The sequence below is a fragment of the Citrobacter sp. MGH104 genome (assembly GCF_001034485.1).
Taxonomy (GTDB): Bacteria; Pseudomonadota; Gammaproteobacteria; order Enterobacterales; family Enterobacteriaceae; genus Citrobacter; species Citrobacter freundii.
In genome coordinates this window covers 3702713-3729573 of sequence record NZ_KQ089818.1, presented here as the reverse complement: position 1 = coordinate 3729573, position 26861 = coordinate 3702713, and the positions used below count along the sequence as shown (strand labels likewise).

General features: G+C 50.2%; 25 protein-coding genes and 1 pseudogene. 12 read left to right on the top strand and 14 right to left on the bottom strand.

Annotated features, from left to right (window positions below):
• The first annotated feature begins 275 nt into the window (after window positions 1–275).
• Together SK34_RS17585 and SK34_RS17580 are read left to right on the top strand one after the other, a co-directional pair.
• Window positions 276–1001 (top strand): FadR/GntR family transcriptional regulator, encoded by a 726-nt coding sequence (locus SK34_RS17585; protein ID WP_003029304.1) that lies wholly within the window; start codon window positions 276–278, stop codon window positions 999–1001.
• Between the two features lie 24 nt (window positions 1002–1025).
• Window positions 1026–1724, top strand: a complete 699-nt coding sequence (locus SK34_RS17580; RefSeq protein ID WP_048233649.1) for a cache domain-containing protein — start codon at window positions 1026–1028, stop codon at window positions 1722–1724.
• A 21-nt stretch (window positions 1725–1745) separates the two neighbouring features.
• Here the strand turns inward: SK34_RS17580 and SK34_RS17575 are convergent, their stop codons facing one another.
• Entirely contained in the window at window positions 1746–3227 is a 1482-nt protein-coding gene (locus SK34_RS17575; protein ID WP_003029313.1) for an APC family permease, read from the bottom strand.
• 332 nt (window positions 3228–3559) lie between these two features.
• On the opposite strand from SK34_RS17575, the gene SK34_RS24715 reads away from it, so the two are divergent.
• The 5 genes from SK34_RS24715 (at window position 3560) to SK34_RS17555 (ending at window position 7015) form a co-directional block, all read left to right on the top strand.
• Entirely contained in the window at window positions 3560–3700 is a 141-nt protein-coding gene (locus SK34_RS24715) for a hypothetical protein (RefSeq protein WP_003832695.1), read from the top strand.
• A 209-nt stretch (window positions 3701–3909) separates the two neighbouring features.
• A complete protein-coding gene (locus tag SK34_RS17570) occupies window positions 3910–4743 on the top strand; it encodes an ABC transporter substrate-binding protein (RefSeq protein ID WP_044712313.1) in 834 nt (277 codons plus the stop codon).
• A gap of 1 nt (window position 4744) precedes the next feature.
• Entirely contained in the window at window positions 4745–5563 is an 819-nt protein-coding gene (locus tag SK34_RS17565) for an amino acid ABC transporter ATP-binding protein (RefSeq protein ID WP_044712312.1), read from the top strand.
• Complete coding sequence (locus SK34_RS17560; RefSeq protein WP_048233647.1) at window positions 5563–6348, top strand: amino acid ABC transporter permease; 786 nt, start codon at window positions 5563–5565, stop codon at window positions 6346–6348. Before SK34_RS17565 ends, SK34_RS17560 begins: the two co-directional genes overlap by 1 nt.
• On the top strand, window positions 6338–7015 hold the full coding sequence (locus tag SK34_RS17555) for an amino acid ABC transporter permease (protein WP_003029326.1): 678 nt from the start codon (window positions 6338–6340) through the stop codon (window positions 7013–7015). Before SK34_RS17560 ends, SK34_RS17555 begins: the two co-directional genes overlap by 11 nt.
• 9 nt (window positions 7016–7024) lie before the next feature.
• Here the strand turns inward: SK34_RS17555 and ydhT are convergent, their stop codons facing one another.
• The 9 genes from ydhT to ttrS all read right to left on the bottom strand — a co-directional run bounded on the left by ydhT (window position 7025) and on the right by ttrS (window position 15956).
• A complete protein-coding gene (ydhT, locus tag SK34_RS17550) occupies window positions 7025–7789 on the bottom strand; it encodes a protein YdhT (protein WP_373887507.1) in 765 nt (254 codons plus the stop codon).
• A 51-nt stretch (window positions 7790–7840) separates the two neighbouring features.
• Window positions 7841–8626 (bottom strand): thiosulfate reductase cytochrome B subunit, encoded by a 786-nt coding sequence (phsC, locus tag SK34_RS17545; protein ID WP_003029330.1) that lies wholly within the window; start codon window positions 8624–8626, stop codon window positions 7841–7843.
• Entirely contained in the window at window positions 8623–9291 is a 669-nt protein-coding gene (locus tag SK34_RS17540; protein WP_003029332.1) for a 4Fe-4S dicluster domain-containing protein, read from the bottom strand. Before SK34_RS17540 ends, phsC begins: the two co-directional genes overlap by 4 nt.
• Before the next feature lie 63 nt (window positions 9292–9354).
• A complete protein-coding gene (locus SK34_RS17535) occupies window positions 9355–10020 on the bottom strand; it encodes a YdhW family putative oxidoreductase system protein (RefSeq protein ID WP_003836542.1) in 666 nt (221 codons plus the stop codon).
• Between the two features lie 10 nt (window positions 10021–10030).
• Complete coding sequence (locus SK34_RS17530) at window positions 10031–12133, bottom strand: aldehyde ferredoxin oxidoreductase (RefSeq protein ID WP_016150154.1); 2103 nt, start codon at window positions 12131–12133, stop codon at window positions 10031–10033.
• A gap of 120 nt (window positions 12134–12253) precedes the next feature.
• Complete coding sequence (locus SK34_RS17525; RefSeq protein WP_032949174.1) at window positions 12254–12880, bottom strand: ferredoxin-like protein; 627 nt, start codon at window positions 12878–12880, stop codon at window positions 12254–12256.
• Between the two features lie 481 nt (window positions 12881–13361).
• Window positions 13362–13571, bottom strand: coding sequence for a fumarate hydratase FumD (gene fumD, locus SK34_RS17520; RefSeq protein ID WP_003029345.1), 210 nt, complete (start codon window positions 13569–13571; stop codon window positions 13362–13364).
• Window positions 13572–13663: 92 nt separating this feature from the next.
• Window positions 13664–14248: a tetrathionate respiration response regulator TtrR gene (gene ttrR / locus SK34_RS17515; RefSeq protein WP_003029348.1), complete on the bottom strand. Its 585-nt coding sequence runs from the start codon at window positions 14246–14248 to the stop codon at window positions 13664–13666.
• A complete protein-coding gene (ttrS, locus tag SK34_RS17510) occupies window positions 14223–15956 on the bottom strand; it encodes a tetrathionate respiration histidine kinase TtrS (RefSeq protein WP_156178944.1) in 1734 nt (577 codons plus the stop codon). Before ttrS ends, ttrR begins: the two co-directional genes overlap by 26 nt.
• 227 nt (window positions 15957–16183) lie before the next feature.
• Here ttrS and ttrB point away from each other — a divergent pair, with 227 nt between their 5' ends.
• The 5 genes from ttrB to SK34_RS17485 all read left to right on the top strand — a co-directional run bounded on the left by ttrB (window position 16184) and on the right by SK34_RS17485 (window position 23691).
• Window positions 16184–16918 (top strand): tetrathionate reductase subunit TtrB, encoded by a 735-nt coding sequence (ttrB, locus tag SK34_RS17505; protein ID WP_032949168.1) that lies wholly within the window; start codon window positions 16184–16186, stop codon window positions 16916–16918.
• Window positions 16919–17941, top strand: a complete 1023-nt coding sequence (gene ttrC / locus SK34_RS17500; RefSeq protein ID WP_048233641.1) for a tetrathionate reductase subunit TtrC — start codon at window positions 16919–16921, stop codon at window positions 17939–17941.
• Window positions 17934–20999 carry a tetrathionate reductase subunit TtrA gene (gene ttrA, locus SK34_RS17495; protein ID WP_048233638.1) on the top strand — a complete coding sequence of 1022 codons (3066 nt, stop codon included), beginning with the start codon at window positions 17934–17936 and terminating at the stop codon, window positions 20997–20999. Before ttrC ends, ttrA begins: the two co-directional genes overlap by 8 nt.
• A gap of 441 nt (window positions 21000–21440) precedes the next feature.
• Window positions 21441–23306 (top strand): PAAR domain-containing protein, encoded by a 1866-nt coding sequence (locus tag SK34_RS25005; protein WP_053064283.1) that lies wholly within the window; start codon window positions 21441–21443, stop codon window positions 23304–23306.
• A complete protein-coding gene (locus tag SK34_RS17485) occupies window positions 23275–23691 on the top strand; it encodes a hypothetical protein (RefSeq protein WP_048233634.1) in 417 nt (138 codons plus the stop codon). The genes SK34_RS25005 and SK34_RS17485 overlap by 32 nt, the downstream gene beginning before the upstream one ends.
• A gap of 42 nt (window positions 23692–23733) precedes the next feature.
• Here the strand turns inward: SK34_RS17485 and SK34_RS24710 are convergent.
• From SK34_RS24710 to SK34_RS17470, 4 genes and pseudogenes are all read right to left on the bottom strand, one after another.
• Window positions 23734–23883: pseudogene (locus SK34_RS24710) on the bottom strand (penicillin binding protein PBP4B); the annotation flags it as partial.
• Between the two features lie 16 nt (window positions 23884–23899).
• Window positions 23900–24712 (bottom strand): MetQ/NlpA family ABC transporter substrate-binding protein, encoded by an 813-nt coding sequence (locus SK34_RS17480; protein WP_016150148.1) that lies wholly within the window; start codon window positions 24710–24712, stop codon window positions 23900–23902.
• Between the two features lie 21 nt (window positions 24713–24733).
• A complete protein-coding gene (locus SK34_RS17475) occupies window positions 24734–25402 on the bottom strand; it encodes a methionine ABC transporter permease (RefSeq protein WP_003029361.1) in 669 nt (222 codons plus the stop codon).
• Window positions 25395–26417 (bottom strand): methionine ABC transporter ATP-binding protein, encoded by a 1023-nt coding sequence (locus SK34_RS17470; protein WP_048233633.1) that lies wholly within the window; start codon window positions 26415–26417, stop codon window positions 25395–25397. Before SK34_RS17470 ends, SK34_RS17475 begins: the two co-directional genes overlap by 8 nt.
• Window positions 26418–26861 lie beyond the last annotated feature (444 nt).

The window sequence follows — 26861 nt, the reverse complement described above, 5'->3', positions numbered from 1 at the left end:
ATATATATATTGTAAAATTTTTTCAAATGCGCAACATTGACACTATGATAAGCCTCGCATTTTTAACTTAATTTTCACATTTGCAAGGTAAGGCTTTTCATTGCCAGCTGACGCGTTATGCTCAGCTCATCATGAGGTTATCGGGACACACATCCGCTTGTGCAGTGACGTTGCGCCCAGGCATGTAAAATAACTCGGCCATTCTTACCTTCCTTGCCCGACGGGCATGTGTTAAAAATGGTCGTTGTTTCAGGGAATTGAGTACAGAAAAGATTATGATTACTCACGCGGTCATATTTGCGCCTATCGGGCAGGTCAGTCGTTCAGACCAGATAGTCCAGCGCCTTTCAAATGCCATTATCACAGGGTTGCTGGAGCCAAAAGAACAGCTTCCCAACGAAACTGATTTGGCAAAAATGATGGGTGTCTCACATATCACTATCAGAGAAGCGCTAAACACGCTTCGGGCTAATAATCTTATCCATACGGTTCGTGGTCGTAATGGCGGGAGCTTCGTTTGCGAAAATATCGATGGCAAAAATAGCGCCCTGCACCCGTTCAAAGCGATCAGTACGGATTATCTGTCTGATCTGGGTGAAATGCATTGCGCCATTATTAGCCATAGCGCGAGGCTGGCTTCCCGACGGATGACCGGTGCGGATATCGCCAAATTTCGCGAGTTTGTCGAGGTACTCAGAAAGGCAAACTCACCTGAGCTGATGACCCAGGCCGATATGCGTTGTCTGCTGGCGATTGCCGCCAGTTCGCATTCAGCGCGACTGGCCAATCAGGAGCTGCAAGTTCAGGCTGAATGGGCATCACTTGTGGCGATACTTTATCGCACAGACAGTATTCATGCGGAAATTATCGCGCTTTATTCAGCGCTGGCCGATGCACTGGCTGCTCACAACGAGGCAGAGTCAGTACAGTTTGCTACACGGATCATCGACACGTTTACCTACTACCTTATTGAAAAAAAGCTGAAATATAACTCGAACTGACAATCAGTGAAGGCAGGACAGACAATGAGCTCTTCGACATCCCTAAGCGCATTAATCCGTAAAATTGATGACATAACTGTTTCTACCGTAGATTCTACCGTTGCGCTAGCGAGGAGCATCCATGAGGCGATTTCAGGGATACAAAAGGCCTCAGCCGAGGTCGTTCTCGACCCATCAGTAAGATCCACCGTTCAACAGCACATCAAGCGCACGCTCAGTGACAACCATTACTGTTCAGGAGCGGGATTCGCCAGCCATATTGAGAGCACCGCAAACACAAAAGAGTACTGGTTGCTGGAGTGGTGGTATAAGAAAGATAATGGTTTGAGCCAGGCGCATCTGGATTTGGATCAGGCCACGCAACAACGACTGGATTTCAGAACCTTTGAGTGGTTTAAGCATTCTCCTCCGGCTGGCAAAGCCTATAGCCACGGTCCCTACGTCGACTATATTTGCAATATCTCCTATACCCTAACGTCAGCCGTCCCGGTCTACTACAACGACCAGTTTCTCGGTGTTGCCGCGGTCGATTTGCTGGTCAGTCAGATAGAAGCCGAACTGCTCTCCTGCGCTCATCCTGATTATGTGATTCTGACCAATCTGGAAAACAGGATCATTTTCTCCAGTTGGCCACGTTTTCGCGTGGGTGAATTGCTGTCACCTGCAAATAGTACCGTGGTGTATCAGAGCGACTACTTTATCCTTTATCACTATCAAAACTAAGGGCCCGAAGGCCCTTAGTTTTTAGTTATCCTGCCCCATATTGAGCTTACTGGCGTACGCAATGGCGTCGTTTTCCGGCGCCGCTGAACGACCAAACGGACGGGTCAGGAACATATAAATAAGTCCCGAGCCAACGACAATCGCCAGGCCGAACAGGACCGTCCAACGGTCAATGAAGTCGCTGCTGTCTGCCGGTTGCGCCAGTAACCAGATCCCGCACAATCCGTAAGCTAACGCCAGCACATTCACGATTACGCCCCAACCGCCAATGGTCCACTCCCCCGCCGGTTTCCAGCCTTTCAGGCGCTGACGCAGCGCGGCCAGCACAACCATCTGGAACGAGATGTAAATCCCGATAACAGCAAACGCGGTGATACGCGACAGGTTATCTGGCTGGAAATAAACCCAAACACAGATGATCACTGGCAGTAGGCAACTGACGACCATGGCATTATCCGGAACACCATTTTTAGAGATTTTGGCCATCCATTCACTTCCCGGCAGCATTCTGTCGCGGGAGAAAGAAAAGATAAGACGGCTTAACGCAGCCTGGAGAGACAAAATGCACGACAACATGGCGATAATCGCGACGACGATAAAGACAGTCGCGCCGGTTTCACCCAGAGCTTCATTAAGGATTGCCGGGATCGGATCGGACGTTTTGCCATTCACGATGCTGACCAGATTCGGTGAAGCCAACAGATAACCCATAACAGAAATAATGGCGGAAATCGCGCCGAATACGATGCTTAAAATCATCGCCACTGGGATCTTTTTACTGGGATTCTGCACCTCTTCCGCAACGTTACCGCAGGCCTCAAAGCCAAAGAACATAAACAGTCCCATCAGCGCAGCAGACATAAATGCGGTGGAATAGCTGCCGTCATGAGCCAGCACACCCATCGAGTCAAAAATTACAGAGAACGGCTGCGAACGGTGGAAAATCAGCAGATAAATCCCCAGCGCGATCACGCTGACAATTTCACACCAGAAACCAATTTTCGCCACCCGGGCCAGATTTTTAGTCCCGGACATATTAACCGCCATCATCAACAGCAGCAGCAGAACGGAAGTCACCAACATCGTGGCTGGAGTCTGACCATAATGGAAGAGTGATTCAACAAACGTTGATGTATATTCCGCGATCGACGTAATGGTGACCACCAGTGCCCACAGGTAGATCCAGGCGGCGATCCACGCATATTTCTTGCCCCACAACCTTCTGGCCCAAGGGTAAAGCCCGCCGGTTATCGGATACTGGGAAGCGACCTCACCAAACACCAGCGCCACCAAAAGTTGCCCACATGCGACGATTAAAATCCACCATACTGCAGGCGGCCCCGCCAGCGTTACGGCCAGCGCAAACAGCGAGTAGACGGCGGTAAGCGGCGACAGGTAGGTAAAACCCAACGCAAAGTTTGAAATTAAACCGATCGATCTATTGAACTGTTCTTTGCCATCTTTTTGAAAATTATCGTTTTTCTTATCAGGTGTCTGTTCCATATAGCTTTCTCTTTTGTGGAATAGTCGCAGGGTTGAACAATTAATGTATAAAAGATATTAAGTTATATGTATAGTGATTTTGTCGCAGATTTGTTAAAAATGATCGCGCATCACGTTAATGAAAAAGTGGAAATAAAACGGTAGAGAGAGCGAGAATTTTGCGGTATTTACAACCAACAATTCTTTAGCAATTGCGAACCGTGGGCCACTTTGGCGGATAAATACGCACAGCGGATTGCGTTCGATGCTAAGTAGCAAGAATCGCTGCTGTTAAGCAACATTTTTGCAATATAATAACGTGATGTTAAACGCTGAACCTGAGCAGGTGAATGATGGAAATTGATCTCGATAATCTGGTCTTTGATGGACTGGAAGAAGCGCAAGAGCGTAACGCTGAACGTCTGGAAGATGCAGACAAGAAAGCGCAAGAAATTATTGCTGATAATGATTGCGGTGACGCCTGCAAAATCTGATTTCCGAACCGGCGCAATGCCGGTTTTTTTTTACCTCCTGGCTATGCCCTCTCGCCTGGCTACATATCGCATTGCGTTTACCCATTGTTAACACCTTTTTCACTAATAACATTTTGTAAATAGATAAGAATTTTTTCTTATTTTGTCCTGAACCTGAGTTATGGGAGCGTAAAAAGCACAAACCAAAAAAAACGACAGGGACTTACAAAATGATGGTAACAAAAACTCACAGCGCGAAAAAAACACTGCTGGCACTCGGCATCCTGCTGGCATCAGGCATTAGCGTCTCACAGGCTCAGGCCGACCAACTGGCCGATATCAAAGCCGCAGGCGTAGTAAAAGTCGCAACATTTGACGCGAACCCGCCGTTTGGCTCCATCGATGCCAAAACGCATAAGATTGTCGGCTACGACGTCGATTTTGCCGAAGCGCTGGCCAAATCTCTTGGTGTAAAACTGGAACTGGTGGCGACCAATCCGGCAAACCGAATTCCGTTATTACAATCTGGTAAAGCCGATTTAATCGTTGCGGATATCACGATCACGCCTGAGCGGTCGCAGGTAATAGATTTCTCCGTCCCCTATTTTGTTACCGGCCAGCAGTTTCTTGTGCCAGCAAAATCCCCGGATAAGCTCGATCAATACAGCAAAGCACGCATCGGCGCGGTAAAAGGCACTACTGGTGAACAGGCACTGCATCAGCGCTTCCCGCAGTCGCGCGTACTGGCCTATGACGATATCCCGCTGGCGTTAACCGCACTGCGCAACGGCAATGTTCAGGCCATCACCCAGGACAGCACGATTCTGGCCGGTTTATTAGGCGGTGCGCCGGATAAAGCAGATTTCAAAATTCTACCGGACCTGCTGAGCAAAGAAGAGATTGGGGTGGGGGTGAAAAAAGGTGAGCCAGCGTTGTTAAAAGCCGTCAACGATGAACTTTTGAAGCTGGAATCTACCGGGCAGGCGGCCAAAATTTATGATGTCTGGTTTGGTCCTGAAACCAAAAGTCCACAAGCCCGCGCCTTTAAAATAGAAGCCAAATAATATGCTCTCAGCCCTTTTTAATCGATCCGCAGCTTCGGCTGCGGATTTTACCCATTTGCGTCAGGCGAGCGTCGAACTACGCAATGTGGTTAAAGAGTATGGCGCTCAAACTGTACTTAACGGCGTCAACCTGGCAGTTGAGCCCGGTGAAGTGGTGACCATTCTGGGGCCTTCCGGCTCTGGAAAGTCCACTCTTATACGTCTTATCAACCAGTTGGAGTCGCTCAGCGATGGCGAAATCTTCATTGATGGTAAACCAATTAGCCAGTTGCGCGGGGCGGCATTACGCCAGCTACGCAGCCGTATCGGTTTCGTATTTCAGCAATTCAATCTCTATTCGCATCTGACTGCACTGCAAAACATCGCGCTGGCGCTGGAATATGTTCACGGCTGGAATAAGACGGAAGCAGATCGTCGGGCACTTGAGTTGCTGGAAAAGGTGGGACTGGCGGAAAAAGCCAATGCCTATGCCGCACAGTTGTCCGGAGGACAGCAGCAGCGCGTGGCCATCGCCCGCGCGCTGGCTTCATCACCGCAAATTATTCTGTTTGATGAGCCCACCTCCGCGCTGGATCCTGAAATGATCGGCGAGGTATTGCAGGTGATGAAAAATCTCGCCCACAGCGGTATCACCATGATCGTCGTGACCCACGAAATGCATTTCGCCCGCGAGATTGCCGATCGTGTGGTTTTCATCGATGGTGGCGATATTCTTGAAGTGGCCCCGCCGGAGGATTTTTTCGTCCAACCACAGCACCCGAGAACCCAGCGTTTCCTGAAAAAAGTGCTCGACCCGTTACACCAGGAGTTATCATCATAATGCATGCAATGAACTGGCAGGGAGTGCTGAGCGGGCAACCCCTGCAATGGATAATTTCTGGTTTTCTTACCACGCTTTGGGTGACGCTGGCAGGTATCGTGCTCGCCACGCTCATTGCCATCTCACTGCTCAGCCTGCGACTGACGGGCAATCTTCTCGCTAAAACGATGGTCGGGGTGTGGGTCTCGGTGTTTCGCAATACACCTTTACTGGTGCAACTGATGTTCTGGTATTTTGCCGCATGGAACTGGTTTCCCCGTGACGTCATTAGCTTCATCAATGCTGATCATCCATGGTCAATTCTGCCGGGTGATGTCTGGTGGTTAACGCCGGAGTTTATCTGTTCAGCATGGGGACTGGGCGTATTTACCTCAGCATTTTTGGTCGAAGAGATCGCCTCAGGTTTACAGGCAGTTTCTGCCGGACAACGCGAGGCTGCCGTGGCGCAGGGGTTTTCATCCTGGGCGATATTTCGTCACATTCTACTGCCTCAGGGACTGGCAAACGCCTGGCAACCCATTGTTGGGCAATATCTCAACCTGATGAAGCTTTCCTCGCTTGCCAGCGGTATTGGATTTGCTGAGCTCACCTACCAGGTACGGCAAATTGAGAGCTACAACGCGCACGCGCTGGAAGCCTTTGCCGTTGGCACCGCACTCTATCTGTTTACCGGCATCGTGCTGGGTATGTTGCTTACGCGTCTTGGGCCGCGGCCGGCGGCGGGTAAATCGTCAAAGGTAAGAATGCGCATCTTCAGCGTCAGGAGCATACTGCATGATCGCTAATATTTCGGTCATTACCGACAATCTTGACTATCTCCTGTGGGGACGTGTGGCTGAGGGGCAACCCGGCGGTGTACTGCTCACTTTGCTGATGGCTATCGGTGCGGCTTTGCTGGCGCTGCCTGGCGGGATCGTTCTTGCCTGCTGCGCCTGGCGATTTCCAGGCGCGGTTCGCAACGGGTTGTTTATCTGGGCGGAATTTATTCGCGGCATTCCGCTCATCTTTGTGATTTTCTGGATGTGGTATTTGCTACCCATGCTGACCGGAAGCGATCTGCCCGGTGCCGTTACCGTGACGCTGGCGCTGGCATGGTTCACCGCCGCTTCGGTGATGCACTCGGTGTATGCTGGAATTAGCGCACTGCCTGGTGGGCAATATGAAGCGGCAGTCGTTCAGGGGTTTCGCCCGGATCAGGCCCTGTGGCTTATCTTGCTGCCGCAGGTGCTGCGTAACGTACTGCCGTCGTTGACGGGGATTTTCATTGGGCTACTGAAGGACACGTCACTGGCATTTATCGTTAACGTACCGGAACTCACGACGGTTGCCGGTCAGGTTAACAGCCGGGTGCAAATCTACCCGGCAGCCATTTTTATCTTTACCGGACTGGTCTATTACCTGCTGTGCTTTAGCCTGGAGAAAATCACCCAGCGCCGCTTCGCACTAAAATGACCTCTCGGCTCAACATTCCACAAACTGATGGTCTTCGTTGAGCCGATATTTCACGCCCGCCCGAATGTTTTTTTCCCCTTCAACGGCAAGCGCAAAACGCATTCTCTCGCCATCGTGATAAGCCAGCGCCGCACATCCGCCGGGACCGAGCGTTATCGAATCTACAGCACCGGTACTGGCAACAACGGCGTTCTTTCCGCTGGCAATAATGTGGATATTGTCCGCGCAGTTAGCGATTTTCGCCTCTGCGCCAAAACAGGCTACCTGGGTTAAATCACCGCTACTGGCAATCCGGTTTCGGTCGCCAAGCGAACTGATGCGTACGCGCATGCCGGTACTGGCGATACGCGTTCCGTCGCCCACACTGCTGATACGCGCCGAATTTCCCGCAATCGCTATTCGCCCACGATCGCCTGAACTGCCGATATGCGTGTTATAGCCTACACTGCCAATCCGTGCGCTGTAACCGGCACTGGCGATCTGTGCGGCATACCCGGCGCTGGCAATTTTAACGTTGTCACCCGCACTGCTAAATCGGGCATAATCTTCCGCACTCGCCAACGGACGACTGGTTTCCTCCGCTGCTTGCTCACAGGAAATATTCCCCATTGCGTCAATATCCTGCTGAGCAAAACTCGCCTCTTCCCGCCATTTCGACCAGCCGTATTCCACCAGGCTATTTGCCCAATCGGTATACCCTTCCCGCTGGAGCGCGCGATGAACATCGGCATAGCTTCCTCCTGCGGGAAACGCGCGTAGAAACCAGCGATACATGACGGGCCCAACACGCCAGGCCCGTAAGTCACTTCGTGTAATCATCATCGCTTAATGCCGGTGGTAGCCATCCACCATACACTTGAAGGTTTCGCCCGGCGTGCGGCCCGTAGTGCAAAGATAAAGATGCCCAAAAATGAAAAACAGACTGACAATTGCCAGCGCAAAGTGCGCCTGAAGCAGCCAGTAACGCACACCAGGAAACAGATCTCCGACGACCGTCGGGTAAAGCGATAACAACCCAGAAATCAGCAGTAGTGGCAGCAACCCATACATCACGCCAACGTAGGCCGCTTGCTGTAGCGGATTGAATTTAGAACGCGGCGATGCCGGGAATGGGTGTGACTCGCCCTGCATAATGCCAAACAGGTAAAAACGTGTTTGTCTTTGCGCGCGAGCGATCCAGCCCTGACGTTGAATAATATAGTGATGTCCGTTGCCGCCAATCAGGTTGATCAGCACAAAACCAACCCAGCAGGCGAGTAGCAAAAAGCCGCAAACCTCATGAACGGTAAGCAGGCTTTTCATTACCGGTGCGCTGACGGCAGAGAAGTGATTGACCAGGCCACTGACCAGAAGTAGCAAAAACAGCAGCGCATTCGACCAGTGCCACAAACGAACAGCCTTCGAATATAAATAGACCTTCTCACCGTGCCCTGCCGACGTTTTATGTGCCGCCCGAAAGCGCAGCATGGCGTGAAGCGCCAGCACCAGCCACATTCCCACCAGCATTAACCCGGCAACGACTAACCACACGGGCCAGTAGTCCGGTGAAAACAGGGGAACATACTGCGCAAGCTGGGCGTGAAACTGTTCGGCATTTTGCGACGCGTTCATACATTTTCCTTTTTAATCAAATGTTGACCGAACCGACGATACAGATGGGGTTTCCCGGCGCCTGCAAGTTGATATTCGTAATACTTGTTTTCTCGCAACCAGGTCTGAATTTCCGGGCTATCTTCACGGCCAAAAATCAGCGCATGTTCCGGGCAAGCGTTAACGCAGATCGGTGGAAAACCTTTCGCCAGGCGTGATTCAGCGCAAAAGTCGCATTTATCCGCCACTTTGGTATGCGGGTTGAGATAACGAACCTGATAAGGACACGCACCAATACAGTAACTGCAGCCGATACAGGAAGACGTATCTACTCGCACAATACCGTTCTCATCCCGCCAGGAGGCACCGGTCGGACACACCTCAATACAAGGCGCATCATCACAATGCTGGCAGGATTGACGGAAGTAGTGATACAGCGTTTCGTTGTCGTTGTCCGAGACTGGAATATGCGCTATCGACAAACGGCTGCCCTGGGCAGGAACATGGTTGGTTTTCCTGCAGGCCCGCGCGCAGATATTACATCCGTTACACAGTGATTCGTCGTGAATCATGACGTAACGAACGGCTTTAGGGCTCCTGGTACTCGCTAACAGATTTTGACCTGGGCCGGTGAAAAAAATCACCGTCCCCATGCCAATGACAAATTTTCGTCGGGTGAAGGACATCGGGTTATCCTCTAAACTGTGACAGTGGTCGTCCACACGTTCCATGACATCAACCTGAATAATTCATGGGTTCTGATACTGCTCAACCTCAAGCCATTCACACAGGCCGTACGCTTTGCCATAACTCATAAAACGTTCGCTAAACAGATAAGGTTCCGCATTTGACGATTCCACAGTACGTATATCTGCGTAATCGGGATGCGTTTCCATAGCCGTTAGCGCCGCTGTAATCTGCTGAGATTCAAAGCTATACGGCGGTTGCGTCAACATGGCGACCTTATAGGGGCGAGGATACGTGCGGCCGTCGAAGCGTACCGCCTCGGCAATCGCACGGCAGATGTCGTTTTCCACCACCTGCACGCACATGTCGGCGTAGTTTGCCGTCATGGTTTGCGTTGAGTAGAAATAGACATCTTCCGCGCCCTGCACACGGGTGATATCCGCGTTAATTGCGTCCTGACACAGCACATCCAGCAGCACGGATAGATCGGTTTCAGGGACGGAATAAGGTGGCTGCAGAAACACGCTGCGCCCCACCAATTGCCCCGATGCCGAATGCTGGCGGATAAAATCTGCCACAATCGACTCCGGGCTGGCAGGATCCTGAACCTGCGGCGCAGTCACCTGCTCTACCGACGGGTGAAACGCCTGCAGCCAGTGTCTCTTTTGACTATCAACCTCGTCAGGAAGCGCCTCTACGGGTGCCAGAACGTTGCTCACGTTAGTCATCTCACGTTCCTTACGCTGGCAACAGATCTTGCGCCGCCAAATCAGCTGCCACGTCTTCAAGTCCGAGTCGGTTCAGGGTTTCACGCGTTGGGCAACCCAGCTCTGGATCCCAGCCCATTTCCTGATAGAACATCGTCAATGACTGACGCATATCCTCCCTGTCCATCTTATCGGTTCCTTCAGTGAAGACCGGGATCTTCGGATCTTTATCGAATACCCAGGAGCAGATGAGATCGTGCTCATTGCGCATATCCTTGGTTTGCATCAGTTTGACCGTATAAGCGCGATGCAGGGTAAAGATGCGTTCAGCGGCCAGGTCCAGACTCGCCTGCGTGGTTTCATCACCGGTGACTGCCTGGAAGAACTTCGCCTCCAGATCCAAGTCTCCGCGATAGTTACGGCTCTTGAGTGGTGAAACCGTCATCGGCCAAACCCAGTTACACAACGTAACCGCGTTATGCAGACAGACTTTCAGCAGCGTCCATTTGGCATATTTGATCTTGGCAGCATTGATCGGGGTGTAGTTTTTGGTTTCATCGTAGGCATCCTGTGAACCAAACAGCTCGCCCGCCACTTCGCGCTGCAATTTCAACGGCAAACCGGAGCCGATGAAGTTGATATGGGTGTGCGCCATGCAGTCACGGTTAAACATACAGTTGGTGATCGCCCCCACCTGCGCTGAAGCCTCGTTCGCATGGTGAACAGGAAAACCGAACGGCGACCACAGTTTATTTTTGGCATAACCCCAGTACTCTTCGCCCAAATCCCAGCGTTCAGCAATGGCATACGAGCCGTCCGCAAGGTGACTGAGTTCCCCCACGCGATGCGCCAACCGATAGTAGAAGTCTTTAATAAAATTAGGATCACCCGCTTCCAACTGATCCCAGCGGATTTCCGCATACTCTTCAGCCGGCAGTACGCGCTTAAAGACGCCTTTCGAATAGCAATAAGTAAAATCACGGTGCAACTGGCCGTAGTTACACCAGATACCGTAATCGTCAAACAGGTTCAGACCAATCAGGTTTCCCACCACGCGCCCATCGTCTTTATCGTCAAAATCTTTCGGGCCATGGGGGAAAATGGTGGTGTGTACAAAGTTCGCCACACAAGTGTTGCCGCCGGTACTCGGCACGCCAAAATCTTTCACCCGCGGAACATTGAGCTGCGACATACAACGAATAGGGCATGAATGACAGCCGCTCATTTTGACCGTGTATTTTTCTGCGGCTGGCCCCAGATCGAACACCGATTTATAGGTACGGAAACCTACCGTATTTTGGTTGCCCGGCGGGATTTCCCCGGTTTCGATTGGTCCGCCTTCTGCTGCGCCCCAGAACAGCCCTTTACGCGCCGTCCAGCGCGAGTTTGGCGAAGAGTATTCTGCCCAGGCCTGCGGGGTGCTTGGCACAACGTGGTTGTTGTTAGCGCCGATGAGCTCGGTCATCATGTAGTCATTGAGCCGCTTCATCTCTTTGCGATCGGCAATATTGACGCCTTTGGTCCCTTCTACCGCAATAGCCTTCAGGTTTTTCGAGCCCATTACTGCGCCGGTACCAGCTCCGCCGCTGTGGTTGCGACTGTTGATCATGCAGGAGAGCGGCACCAGATTTTCCCCTGCCTGGCCTATCGCGGCGACGCAGGTTTCCGGGCTGGTGATGCGACAAATTTCTTCAGTTGTGGCGCGCGTCCCCTTACCCCACAGGAAATCGGCTTTTTCGATGCTAACCTTATCGTCTTTAATGTTGATCCAGACCGGTGATGCGGACTTGCCTTCAATAATAATGGCGTCGTAACCGGCGAATTTCATTTGCGCGGCAAAGAATCCCCCCATATGGGCATCCACGACTAAATTGCCTTTGGTAAATGTCGATAAGGAGGTGATATTGACGCGGGAGCTACAGGGAGCGCCAGAACCCGTTAATGGTCCGGTGGCAAAAACCAGCTTATTCCCTTCATCAAAAGGCATGGTGCCTGGCGGGACTTCGTCGTACATAATTTTATAACCAAAGCCCATCCCACCGACAAATTTTTTAAATTTACTGGAATCTTCAAGGGTGATATTACCCGTGGTGAGATTGACCCGTAAAATAGTACCTGTCCAACCATTAGCCATCATGTTTTCCTTTGCAAGAAGGTTTAATAGATATACCCGCCATTCTTCAGGCAGCTTTTTTATCCAAAACTGCGGTATTTTTGGCAATTAATGGCGCGAATCAGGTATGCCTGCTATCTATCAAACAGTAATATCTTTCCACTCGATAATTTTTAATGCCCCAGTCGGACAAGCATTGGCGCATTCCCCGCATAACACACATTTTGAGGACTTTTTCGTTTCGGTATTTACGGTCGCCATCATCCACGGGCAGGCTGTGGTACACGCGCTACAGCCAATACAGCGTTTGTGGTCCACCGCAATACAACCGTCTTCCTGTTTCCAGGTAATTGCACCTATTGGGCAAACCTTCATACACTGCGGATCTTTGCATTGCCGGCAGGTATCTGCGGTATAGTTTAAATCGCCATACAGCCCACCACCGGACCCGACACCATCATCGCCAAAGAAGAAATTGCGATGGATTTTTATCCGGGAAAAGAAGGTACCCACCGCACCATCGTTATAATTGGTACAGGAAATTTCACAGCGGTGACAGCCCGTACAGCGAGCTCGCTGGGTCACCAGAACCCCTTTAGGCGTATTGATAAGCCCAACAGTCCCACTATCGACATCTTCCTGCTTACAACCAAAAAGGGATAACAGCGCGGGAGCAATCGTTAATCCCGCCAGTCCTTTTCCTGATATCCGCAGAAAGTCTAGTCGCGTTAAACCACAATCTAAAAATGGACGATCAACCTGGTTCATTTATTTCGCATCCTCTTCGCAAATGCTGTGGTAGCAACACCTTCAGGCTAATTTAAACCAGCGCAGCTCAAGCCATATCGGGCGGTTAATGTTGCCAACAACACGTAAATTTTTGCCCTAACCTGATCGCATAAATGACGGTGGTTAAACTGAATGAATCTAATCCTTTAGGGTTAGGCGCAGAAATAATGTGGTTATTCAGCATGCATAGTCTTGATCGTCATCAATTAAAAAACGGAAGGGATATAATTAATGCGGAGTGAGATTTATTATCATTAAGATAAATTGAAATAGCACTTCATATGTATTGCAAATATTTGTGACTCCACTCTCATATATATTTTTATATATCATCCGATATACAATTAAATATATAGCGAGTTTGATAGCGTTAATTGCAACACTAAATTATAATTATTGATAGATTAACGTAATGAGAATAAGAGGACGGCGAGAGAAACTACCGCCCTCTTTTTGCGGATTATCCGGCCAATGCTTTAATTACGGTCTCAATAGCCTGTTTTTCTAACTCACTGCGCTTCACACGCTGGTTCGCAAGGGTGGTTCTCAGTACTCCCGCAATGACGATATGCTTAGGCTCTTGTCCCAGATCGCGCATTTCCAGCACTACTTTACCGACTACTCTGCACATTTCACGGTACAACTCGTCGTCTTTCGTCTGATTTCCCATTTTTGCCCGCTCGTCATTAACTCAAACCAACAGCATATATCACTCTGAGTATTTAGACAAAATTCAATGAAAATCAAAGAAATGTCATCATTCTACTGAACTCTCTGAAGTCGATTTACAAGCTCAGCAAGACTTCCCGCCTGCATTTTTTCCATCACCCGCGCCCGGTGCACTTCAACCGTACGCACGGCAATATTCATGGCATCAGCAATTTCCCGATTCATTAATCCTTTTGCTACCAGATGCGCCAGTTCCCGTTCTTTTGGCGTAAGCTGTTGATAGCAGCAGATGATCTCTTGTCGCGAGAACGCCGCTGCCGAGACCTGCAAGGCATGTTCTAATGCTGCCTGAAGCGGCACGGCTGACACCGGTTTTTGCAAAAAATCGACCGCGCCACGTTTCATTTGCTCAACCGCCATCGGCACATCGCCATGCCCGGTGAGAAAGACCACCGCCAGCGTGCTTGCTTTCTGACGCATGATTTCATGCACAGCGTGCCCATCCAGTACCGGCATACGCATATCCAGCAGCAGTACACCCACCTGGTGCAGATTTGCCTCAGCGAGGAATTGCTCACCTTGCTCCCAGCAAGACACGTCATATCCCAGACTTTCCAATAAAAACGCACAGGCCTGGGTGACGGCAATGTCGTCATCCAGCAGATGAATTATCGCCACTACGGCCTCCTTCCCGATTTGGTTTAAAATATAATGTCACTCTCGCCCCCGCTTTTCCGTCCGGGGCCTGCTGATTGTTGATCTCAATATCTCCGTTTGCGTAGCGCACCAGTCGCTGACAAATGACCAGTCCTAGTCCCATGCCTTCTTTGCGAGTGGTCATAAACGGCTGAAACGCCTGATACAACTGCCCCTCGTCAATTCCTCCGGCATTATCCTGCACCTGAATACTCACACCACCATCCTTATGCAGGGCGCTAAACCATACTGTGGTAGCCCCGGCCTGGGCGGCATTGAGTACCAGATTGGCCAGCACCTGCTCAAGAAGAACGCTTGGCAGCGTCAATGTTAACGCCTTGCTGACCTGTGTGTGCAGCGTTACCGCCGGGAATTGCTGGGGCATGCGCAGTAATTGCCAGACGTGATGGATAGCATCGTGAACGTTGATGGCTTGCCAGTCATCGGGAAGTACCGGATTGCCCTGTGCCTGGCTGACCCACTGCCGGAGATTGCGCAGCGTATCGGCCCCCCTTTGTGCCTGGGCGTCGATGTGCTCAAGCGCGGGCAGCAACGGATGCTGTTCATCCTGACCGCGCAGGCGAATCAGACAGCCTTGGGCATAATGACGGATAGCTGACAACGGCTGATTGAGCTCATGGGCAAAACCGGAGGTCATCTCCCCCAGCACGCTCATTTGTCGGGCAGTCTCCAGCGCCTGTTCCTGTTTGTGCAACAACACGTTGTTCCGCTCTAGCTGCCTGCCGCGTCGGCGAACCAACAGCATTACCCAGATGTAATTGAGCGTCAGCAACAACAGCACGATGGCCGCCGCTCCCATCGCCAGCCGATGTTGAATAAACCAGCTTTTGACATCCAGCCACAGCTGACGCTGCTGCGGATGCTGGCGGACATCACGCAACAACGCTTCCACCTCGCGGGTCGAGGCGGGCGCTCCCCAGCGAAATGTCGCGTTTTGCGGTGCATTGAACAACACCCGCGTGACGCGATCGGCCAGCTCGTCACTCACTGCAGGTAGTGCGGCAAATGACCAGTCAGGATAGAGCGGTGTACTGGTCAGACAGGGAATTGAGGTCGGATGGTTCAACACGGTCATAAAATCGGTTTTACGAATGAGGCCTTCTTCATCCATTTTTTCCAGCAGGCACACCGGCACGATCACCGCCTGCACGGCTTTTTCACGTAATAAATAGAGTAAGGCATCGGCGGGAAATCCGGTAAACGTCAGACGTAAATCGCGTTCAGGGCGCAGACCGTCATCACTGAGCGCTTTATATCCCAGCAAATAGCCGCCAAACGCCTGAGCATCAATGGCGCCAACCGTTTTGCCGATCAGATCGTGTGGGGAGGTTATCCCGCTGTCGCGTCTGACGAGGATCGCGCTGCCGATCACGTTACTGGTGGCTTTCCCACCACGGGTGGAGCGTAGCGAAGCCAGCCAGCGCAGCGCAGAACGGCTGTTTAGCTGAACAAACTGCGCCGGATTAGTGACAACAAACTGCACCGTTCCACGATTCACCGCCTCCTGCATCTGTCGCAGGTCCAGCGGTTGAATATGAAACTGCTCACCGGGGATTTGCTGATTCAACAAGGTTTCCAGCGGCTGCCAGTGATTACGTGTAGAAACCTCCCCGCGCATCGCCAAAACGCCAATGTTCCATGTCTGCGCCCTGACCGCGCCGCTTAGCATCCACAGCGACGCCAGCACTGTCAGACATCTTACTACGTTGCGTCCCACTCAATTGTCCCTGTCAATTATGTTGTTTTAGATCAACAACAAGCCGGGTATGTGGTTAACCACAATAGAGTATACCCCGTCACGATTTTTACACTGTAAATCATTGAGATTCTTTATTCATCACACGCAAATCAACGGCGTGACCAATGTTTCGTTGTTGCATCGTGACGGGAGAAAATATGGACAGCAGTAAACGGCAGTTTCTCCAGCAACTGGGCGTCCTGACCGCTGGCGCATCACTGGTACCGCTGGCTCAGGCACAATTTCCCTTTTCGCCTGAACGCCATGAAGGCTCACAACAGCATCGCTACGCCATGCTGGTTGACCTGCGACGCTGTATTGGCTGCCAGGCCTGTACCGTCAGTTGCGCCATTGAAAATCAGACACCACAGGGCGAATTTCGTACCCTCGTCAACCAGTATCAAGTACAGATTGAAGGTCAGCAAAGCGTCACCAACGTCCTGCTGCCACGACTGTGCAACCATTGTGATAATCCCCCTTGCGTGCCCGTTTGCCCGGTACAGGCCACTTTCCAACGCGAAGACGGCATCGTAGTGGTCGACAACACACGCTGCGTTGGCTGCGCCTATTGCGTGCAGGCCTGCCCTTATGATGCGCGATTCATCAACCATGAAACGCAAACCGCCGATAAATGTACCTTCTGCGTTCACCGCCTCGAAGCGGGGCTGCTTCCGGCCTGTGTAGAATCCTGCGTCGGCGGCGCGCGCATCATTGGTGATATTAAAGATCCACACAGCCGCATTTCACAAATGCTGCATGAACACCATGACACCATCAAAGTCCTGAAGCCGGAAAGCGGTACGTCTCCTCACGTGTTCTATCTGGGACTGGATGAGGCATTTGTCACCCCATTGATTGGACGTACTCAACCCGCTCTCTGGCAGGAGGTTTAAATGAACCATTCACTAATTATCGACGAGGTTCTGGCCCATCCCCAGGACGTAAGCTGGTTACCCTGGGCCGTACAATATTTCTTTTTCATCGGCATTGCCGCCTGCGCCGCACTGTTTGCCTGCGTTCTCCACTGGCGCAAAAAAGAAACGGCAGATCTGGAGAATCTGACGCTGTTAATCGCCCTGACCTGCGCGATTACCGCACCGCTGGCGCTGACCGCTGATCTACACCAAACCGCCCGCGTCTGGCATTTCTATGCGTATCCGACGCCCTGGTCCTGGATGCCGTGGGGCGCACTGTTCTTACCGCTGTTTACCGGTTTTTTAGGTCTGTGGTTTCTGGCGCAGCACGTTAAACGGCTAACGCTAAAAAGTTACAACGTCACAAAATGGTTAGCACTTGGTAGCGCGCTGTCCGCCATCGGATTGCTGGTTTACACCGGCCGTGAAGTGTCGGTGGTGCAGGCGCGGCCCATCTGGTTCAGTTACGCCTTTCCGGTTGCGATGTTCCTCAGCGCGCTGCAAACGTTTCTTGCCCTGCTTATTGCCACGACAAATAACAAGGACGTACTGCCGCGTAAGCTAGCGTGGGGGCAAATGGTCACGTTGATCGCACTGGCTATCGTGGTGTTGATCTGGGCGAGCGGTAATACGCTTTCCGGTTCGGCTATCCGCCAATGGCTGGATGTGGCTTCTTCAGCACAACACTACGCTATCGGTTGGGTTGCGTTATGGCTTGTTTCACTTGTTCTTTGCGGGTTGGTTGTACGTTACCCCTTGTCGCTACCGCTGCGCATATTACTCGCTTTTAGCGCCATGGCGCTGTGCTGGCTAATGCGCTGGACGTTACTCATCCAGGTGCAGACCGTACCGAAATTTAACGCGCAGTTTAATCCCTACACCCTGCCCGGCGGCACCGATGGCTGGCTGGCCATTGTGGGTACTTTCGGCCTGTGGATAGCACTGATTATTATTGTTCGTGAAGCCCTGAACGCGATCGGAAGGAGAATGCAACATGGCTAATTTAACCCGTCGTCAGTGGCTTAAAGTGGGCCTTGCCGTAGGTGGCATGGTGACTTTTGGCCTGAGTTATCGGGATGTGGCAAAGCGCGCGATAGACGGTTTGCTGGACGGAACCTCGGGCAAAATTACCCGTGACCGCATCTTTGCAAACGCGCTCATCCCTGAAGCCAACGCCCGGCCGCACTGGCAGCAAAACCCGCAGCAGGTGATCTCAATGACACAGTGTTTTGGTTGCTGGACGCAGTGTGGCGTGCGGGTTCGCGTTGACACTGAGCAAGGCAAGGTGCTGCGCATTGCGGGCAACCCTTATCATCCGTTGTCGCACGAGCACCATATAGACGCCTCCGTCCCCTTTACCACGGCAATGGAACAGTTGGCCGGGGAGTCAGGTCTTGACGCACGTTCCACCGCCTGCGCCCGTGGTGCAACTTTACTCGAAGGTCTATACAGCCCGTTACGTATTCTGGAGCCCATGAAGCGCGTCGGTAAGCGCGGTGAGGGAAAATGGCAGCGCATCAGCTTCGAACAGCTGATCAAAGAGGTGGTGGAAGGCGGAGATCTGTTTGGTGAAGGCCACGTTGATGGTCTGAGAGCCATCTACGATCCCGCTACACCGCTTGATGCGAAACATCCCGGCTTTGGCCCAAAATCCAATCAACTGCTGGTCACTAATACCAGCGATGAAGGACGTGATACCTTTCTACGTCGCTTCGCACTGAACAGTTTCGGCAGTAAAAATTTCGGTGCTCATGGCGCTTACTGCGGTCTGGCCTATCGGGCCGGTTCCGGCGCGTTAATGGGCGATCTGGATAAAAATACCCACGTGAAACCCGACTGGGATAACGTCGAATTCGCGCTGTTTATGGGCACCTCTCCGGCGCAATCCGGCAACCCGTTTAAGCGCCAGGCCCGCCAGTTGGCCAGCGCCCGTTTACGTGACGACTTCCGCTATGTTGTGGTAGCGCCCGCCCTGCCATTAACCACGGTGCTGGCTGACGATCGCGGCCACTGGCAGCCCGTACGACCGGGAAGCGACTCCGCGCTGGCGATGGGGATGATAAGCTGGATTATCGATAAACAACGCTATAACGCTGATTATCTCGCCATTCCCGGCGTGCAGGCCATGCAGCAGGCAGGAGAAAAAAGCTGGACTAACGCCACTCATCTTGTGATTACCGATGAAATTCCAACGCTTGCCGGACAACACCTGACCCTCGCCCATCTGAGCACAAACGCCGCCCAGGAGCCGGTGGTCGTCAACGAGGCCGGTGAGATTGTCGCCGCCAACAGTTGCCCGCGTGCGCAACTGTTTGTTACCCGCGAGGTGACGCTGGCTGACGGGCAGACGGTAACGGTAAAAAGCAGTTTCCAGTGTCTGCGAGAGTCCGCAGAGAAACTGTCGCTAACGCAGTACAGCCAGCAGTGTGGGGTGTCAGAAGCAGACATTGGCGCTCTGGCCGACGCATTCACCCGCCACGGACGTAAAGCGGCAGTAATTACGCACGGCGGAATGATGGCAGGCAATGGATTTTATAACGCCTGGTCGGTAATGATGCTCAATGCGCTGATTGGCAACCTCAGTCTTGAAGGCGGTGTGTTTGTTGGTGGCGGCAAATTCAATGGTGCCACCGACGGTCCGCGCTACAACATGGACAGCTTCGCCGGGAAGGTAAAGCCGAAAGGGTTAAGCATCGCGCGCAGTAAAACCGCTTATGAGTCTTCCGAAGAGTACCGCAATAAGGTAGCTGCCGGACAATCCCCCTTCCCGGCTAAGGCCCCGTGGTATCCGTTTGTCGCAGGTCAGCTTACCGAACTCCTCGTCTCAGCGCTTGAAGGTTACCCTTATCCGCTGAAAGCCTGGATCTCAAACATGACCAACCCGTTTTACGGCATTGCGGGATTACGTGGCGTGGCGGAAGAAAAGCTCAAGGATCCTGCTCGCTTGCCGCTGTTTATCGCGATTGACGCCTTTATGAACGAAACCACGGCGCTGGCAGATTACATCGTGCCGGATACCCACAACTTCGAAAGCTGGGGATTTAGCGCTCCGTGGGCAGGCGTGGCCAGCAAAGCCACCACCGCGCGTTGGCCTGTCGTCAGACCTGCGACCAGCCTCACGGCTGACGGTCAACCGGCCTCGATGGAATCTTTCTGTATCGCAGTGGCAAAGCGCATTGGGCTACCCGGATTCGGCGACAATGCGATTACCGATCCGCAAGGTAATCACTATCCGTTGAATCGTGCGGAAGATTACTACCTGCGCCTCGCCGCCAATATTGCGTTTATGGGCAAAGCCCCGGTTGCAGAGGCACAGCCGGAAGACATAGCGCTGACCGGAGTACAGCGGATCATGCCTGTGATGACCCAAACGCTGAAACCCGATGAAATCAGCCGAGTTGCGTTTATCTACTCCCGCGGCGGGCGCTTTGCGCCGGACATCAGCGGGCGAGTTGATAACCGCGTCGGCAATGCCTGGGAAAAACCGCTCCAAATCTGGAATGCGAACGTCGCCGCGCACCGTCATGCAATTACCGGCGAGCGCTACAGCGGCTGCCCGACCTGGTATCCTTCACGTCTGTCTGATGGACGTGCGGTCGAGGAGTTGTTCCCGGAACAAGAGTGGCCGTTGAAACTGATTTCCTTTAAATCCAATACCATGTCCAGCGCCACGGCGGTTATCCCGCGCCTTCATCATCTGAAACCGGTTAATCTGGTGGCGCTCAATCCGCAGGATGGTCAGCGGTATGGTTTAGCACACGGCGATATCGTGCGTATCACCACCCCTGGCGGTCAGGCGCAAGCGCAGATAAGTCTGCTGCATGGCGTCATGCCGGGCGTGATCGCCATTGAACACGGTTACGGGCATAAAGAGATGGGCGCAGCTCAGCATACGCTCGACGGCAAGCCAATGGCATTTGATGCACAGATAAAGTCAGGGATTAATCTCAATGATTTGGGCTTTGCGGATCCTACCCGGCAGGTTGCCAATACCTGGCTTGACTGGGTGTCGGGTGCGTCGGTGCGTCAGGGGTTGCCAGCGAGAATTGAGCGTATATAACTTTAGCGCCGGATGACAACGCTAACGCGATTTATCCGGCCTATGACGTTCAAAGTCATTGGCTATAGAGATAACTCCAACAGAAGTTACTCAATGACGGCAAAGTTGGGTCAAAAGAGGTTTTCTGGCACAAACTAATAAAGTAAGGAACAAATCACATGCTGTCTTCGCTTACGGTTTGGTTGCTGATAATGATTCATTAGGCGATTCAGTATCAAATGGCAGAGTTGGTGAAATAGAGTTAATTATTGATAAAAGCCGAATTTTATAATTCATTTATCCGATAAATAGATAAACCCTTGAATATTTAAAACCTAAATTTCACATGCGGAATTTAGGTTTTTTTTGTGTAATTTGAGAACATAGTCACATTAATTAAATGTGAAATAGTTTGATATCATACACCAATTAGTCTGGATATTTAAAATAGGGACTTAATCTATGAACTTCTGGGATGAAGATAAGCAAGGCTTTTTATTATCTCCTGGAGATAGAACAAGTTGCGGTGGTTATATTTTGGAAAATACTGATCTCCCTCGTATCAGAGGAATTAACATAGCATGCGAAGGAGATGAATACATATGCGGCCTTGATGGTCAACGATACAAAATTGAAGGCGGCGTACCAAATGGTTCACATATAGAGGTAGGTAGAAATTTAATTAGAAATACCTTCAAGAATGCCTTTGATGATGACATCGATTATGAAGGTCGAAAAATAACACCAGCCTCAGAGAGACTGAGGAAAATGCAGGAAGAATCAGGTTTACAAAGACGTTCATATAATTCACTTAGAAATTTCAATGAAATATATGAACGCGATGATTTTATTGGTTCTGCAGGAGGTATAATACCTGGACGAAAAACAATCATTTCTGGAGATAAGGACAATAAATTCTTAACTTCAAATTTCAGCACAAGTTTTCGAACACTGATTCCCAGGCATTTATTTGATACTTACGCAAGGATGGGGAAAGATTTATCAAGTTATGAAACAGAAATAATATGTCTCCTTGCAGGCTCCGCACACAGTAGAGGTGCATGCAAATGTCATTGCAGGTTTACACCACGTTTTAATTTAACATACAGATATGATGAATATCTTTTGTCCAGTTTTCAGTCAGTAAATAACACCAGTAATTCAATACCGGAGACACCACCTGTACGGCATCAACACCCCTCTGAAGCAAGACAATCGGTTGAACCCGGTTTTTGTGTCGTGCCAGATCAAACATCACCTAAGAAATATGAGTGTGAGTTAATAGTCAATCCACCATCGGGAGTAAGAGAGTTATACCGCCAACTAAATCTAGAAAGAGGAAAAAAACCAGGTTCAATATTGATTGTTGCTGATCCTGAAAAAATTGATACCGATAAAATAAATCATATTAAAGTTGCCAGAGATAAAATTGATCTGGCTTTAGCACCATTAACAAATGAAGAGGCTAAACTTCTATTTGAAAACAGAACCCCGGTAGATATATTCGCATCAAATTTATACAGTGATGCGCTAGGAACAAGTGGCGACATTTTGGGTTATATAAAGGACGCGGGAGGAAACTATTATGAAGAAATTAATAAAAAATTAAATCAAATTCAGGGTCTATACCAAAGAACTTATAGCGAAAATGCTGGTCGTATTTCTGGTGAGGAATTTTTTGGTCAGCGAAAGCGGTTGTTTAAAGAGCTTGATGCTATTATGAATAGATTATCAAAAGAGCAATTAGATCTAAAACAATATGATAATATAAAACAGGCACTAGGACTATCAACAAAATCAATTATACATAAATGGGATCAAACTGGTATAAATGATATTGAAGGGTATGCAAGTTATATAGAAAAATCCGCAAAGTTATTTAAAATAATGAAAACCGTAGGTTATGTTGGTGTCGGCCTCGATTTTGCTAGTTACACTACAAATGTATACGATGCTTGCGCAAAAGGCCGTGAAAGTGAATGTAGAAAAGCCGCTATCTCTGAATATAGTAAGTTTGGTGGTAAACAAACTGCAAGTATGTTTGCCAGTGGTGCTGCTGGCACAGCTTCCAGAGCTGTTTGCATGTGGGCAATGGGTTTTGCTAGCGCAGAATTTGCAGGCGCTGGTGCTGCATTATGTTTAGCGATCGGCACTGGTGCTGGAATCTTAGCAGGTAAAGGTGCTGAAAAATATGGAGAAAAAGCAGGAGAGTATGTGGGAGAAATTATAATTAATAGTCCAGAAAAGCTTACCTACTCGCCCGAGACATTTATGGAAGAATCAGGAATCCTTATATATGAAAAGTTATTTGATAGAAAATTACGCTAATTTACAAGGTTTGATAGGAATAAGTTTTATGTTTTTAATGCTAGCAATAATCTTTATATCTTATGTTATTAATGGTTATAATTACAAGATAATTGCAAAAGCATATGAGAATAAATTTGGTTTGCTTCCTCAAACAGCACGACTGGCAAGAGGGGCGAGTTTGATTGGCACTCCTGCGGCATATTTCGCAAAAATAGATTTTATTATGGGGAGCCTTATATTCCCATATAATAGAGTAATCAATCATGATATGAGTATTGAATCTTATAATTATATTAGAAACCTTCCAGGTCATTTGACTACCGGGTTTAAAATAGAAGCAGCCCTATGGCTTGCTGAGTTAATATTAGCGATGGCTTTTATGCTAATAGAGTTTATTGTTTAAAAACAGGGACTCCGGTGGAGTCCCTTTTTAACTTTTATTTCAATGTGCCATATGTTTGAACAACAATCCAGCCATATGGTTAACCGGATCGATTGACGTCAACGTTCCGGTCCATCCTGTATGACTATAGGTTTCTGAAATGGTTAACACACCGGACGTTGACGGCATCGATGCGTTACCGTTCATACGCCACTCGGCAAAAAGCGGATTAGTTGTTTACCGGGATCACCGCGCCTTTATATTTAGTACGGATCCAGTCCTGGATCTCTTTTGAGTGCAGGACATCAACCAGCGCCACTATATCCTTCTTCTTCTCGTCGCCACGATGCACGGTAATGATGTTGGCGTACGGGTTGTTTTCACCGCTTTCAACGGCAATCGGATCTTTCACCGGATCCAGCCCGGCGTCGATGGCGTAGTTGGCGTTAATCACCACCGCATCGCCTTCGTCGTTGTTATACATCTGCGGTAACAGCGCGGCTTCCACGTTTGGCAGGAACTTCAGCTTTTTCGGGTTTTCGACGATATCGCTAATGCGCGCGGTTACTTTATCCACGCCCGGCTTCAGCTTAATAACACCCTCTTTTTCGAAGATCGACAGAATACGGCCTTCCTCAGATACCGCATCGCGCATGATGACTTTGCCGCCTTCCGGTAGTTCTTTAAGCGATTTCACTTTTTTCGAATAGATACCAATTGGCTCAATGTGAATTGCTCCGGCGCTGACGAAGTCATACGTTTTATCGCCCGCATGATCTTTAATCACACTGTTCAGGTACGGAATATGCTGGAAGTAGTTAGCGTCAATCTCACGACCAGCCAGCGCGGTGTTCGGCAGAATGTAATCCTGGAACGGTTTAATCTCCAGATCGATCCCCTGTTTCGCCAGAATCGGTTTGGCCTGTTCAAGGATCTCCGCGTGCGGCACGTTAGATGCACCAACGGTCAGAGTGTCTGCCCAGGAGGCAAAGCTCAGAGCGCTTAAGGTTGCTGCGGCGAGTAACGTCAGTGATTTTTTCATGATAATGGTTTCCGTATTTTATTAGCGTTTATCTAACAGAGAGGTGATCACATCGCCGCAAAGCTGGATGATGAAGACAATGAGCAAAATCGTCACCGTCGCCACCAGCGTGACGTCGCTGTGGTTGCGCTGGAATCCTTCCAGATAGGCCAAATTCCCTAAACCACCGGCACCAATTACCCCTGCCATCGCGCTGTAGCTAACCAGCGCAATTAGCGTCACGGTGATCCCGGACACCAGAGCAGGAGAGGATTCCGGCAGTAAAACCCGAAAAATAAGCGTGCTCAGCCGTGCGCCCATCGAACGTGTCGCTTCAATAACGCCTTTATCCACTTCACGCAGAGCGATTTCGACCAGACGTGCATAAAACGGCGCTGCACCGACGATCAGCGCAGGCAACGCGGCATTGGCGCCGAGAATGGTGCCTACCATCGCTTTGGTAAACGGGATCAGCAGCACGATCAAAATGATGAATGGGATTGAACGAAAGATATTCACCACCAGCGAAATAGCGCTATATACCGCTCGGTTGGGGAACAATCCGCCGCGCGCGGTCAGGAACAATGCCAGACCAAGCGCGATGCCCAGAATAAAGGTCGCAGCACCCGAAAGAGCTGTCATATACAGCGTTTCCTGGGTTGCCGCTAACAGTTGCTCCCACTTCAGATGGGGGAACAGTTCTTCAGCCATGTTGAATCACCTCGCCTTCAATGTCGCTCTGGCGCAGGTCGGCCAAAATATTGTTCAATTGTTCCTCAGAGGCCACCACGTGCACCCAAAGTTGACCAAACACACCGTGTGCGGTTTGCGCCATTTTGCCGTGCAAGATATTGAATGGCAGGCCATAGTGCAGGGTCAACTCGCCAACCACAGGCCGGTGCGTGCGTTGCCCGGTAAACGTAAGCTTGATAACTACGCCGCCAAGCTCGCTTGCCAACTGCGGATTAAACTCGTCTTCCTCGGTGTACTGGCTCACCTGACGAACGAACTGTCGGGTGATCGGCTGCTGTGGATGGGTAAAGACGCTGAGTACGTCGCCTTCCTCAACAACTTTGCCATTTTCCATTACCGCCACGCGATCGCAGATTTTGCGTACCACGTGCATTTCATGAGTGATCAGCACAATGGTCAATTTGAAGCGACGATTAATATCGAGGAGTAAATCGAGGATCTGATCGGTAGTTTGCGGATCCAACGCCGAGGTGGCTTCGTCACACAGCAGGACATCCGGATTGTTCGCCAGCGCGCGGGCAATTCCTACACGCTGTTTTTGCCCGCCGCTGAGCTGGGACGGATACGCATTTTCACGACCGCTCAGCCCAACCAGCGTAATCAGTTCAGCAACCCGCTGTTTGATTGACGCTTTGGACGCGCCAGCGATTTGCATAGAGAAAGCAATATTTTCGCTAACGGTCCGTGACCACAGCAAATTGAAGTGTTGAAACACCATGCTGATTTTCAGTCGTGCCTGGCGTAACGATTCCCCACGGGCGGCAGAGATATCGTGGCCGTTAATCATCACGCTGCCGGAGGTCGGTTTTTCCAGCCCATTGAGCAAACGAATTAAGGTGCTTTTACCTGCCCCGCTGTAACCAATAATGCCGTAAATCTGTCCCTGTTCAACCGTCAGGTTGACGTTATCGACAGCGGTGATGGCAAGCCTTCCTGGCGTAAACACTTTCGAAATATTTTTCAGGACAATCATGTCGTTTGGGTATCCGCTGCTGCTTATTGTTCTTCTGCTATCGCTTTTGGCTGTTTAGCAGTATAGATGTCCAAACGAGTGTAATCAGCGGAATTGTCTTTTAAAATGAATTAAAAAGCATTTGATATAACATTTAGATATATATGTCGCGAACACTGAACAGATATCCGTTCTATCCCAGCCACGATGATGGAAAAACTCCTGACATTTTTGTTCACTGTTTTTTTTATCTCAACCCATCTCAATTTATAACTGAATCGAGCAAGCCAGCATCTTTTAAATGAGACATAGGAAATTGCAAAACTAATACATGACTGTGCTCACAAGATATCTTGCGTTAATTGTAAACATATAAAAATAAAGAACGTGTAATCCACTTTTTATTATTCTCAATAATTTGGTTTTGCTTCCGGTTTACAGCATGATCTGTGATTCATTTCACCA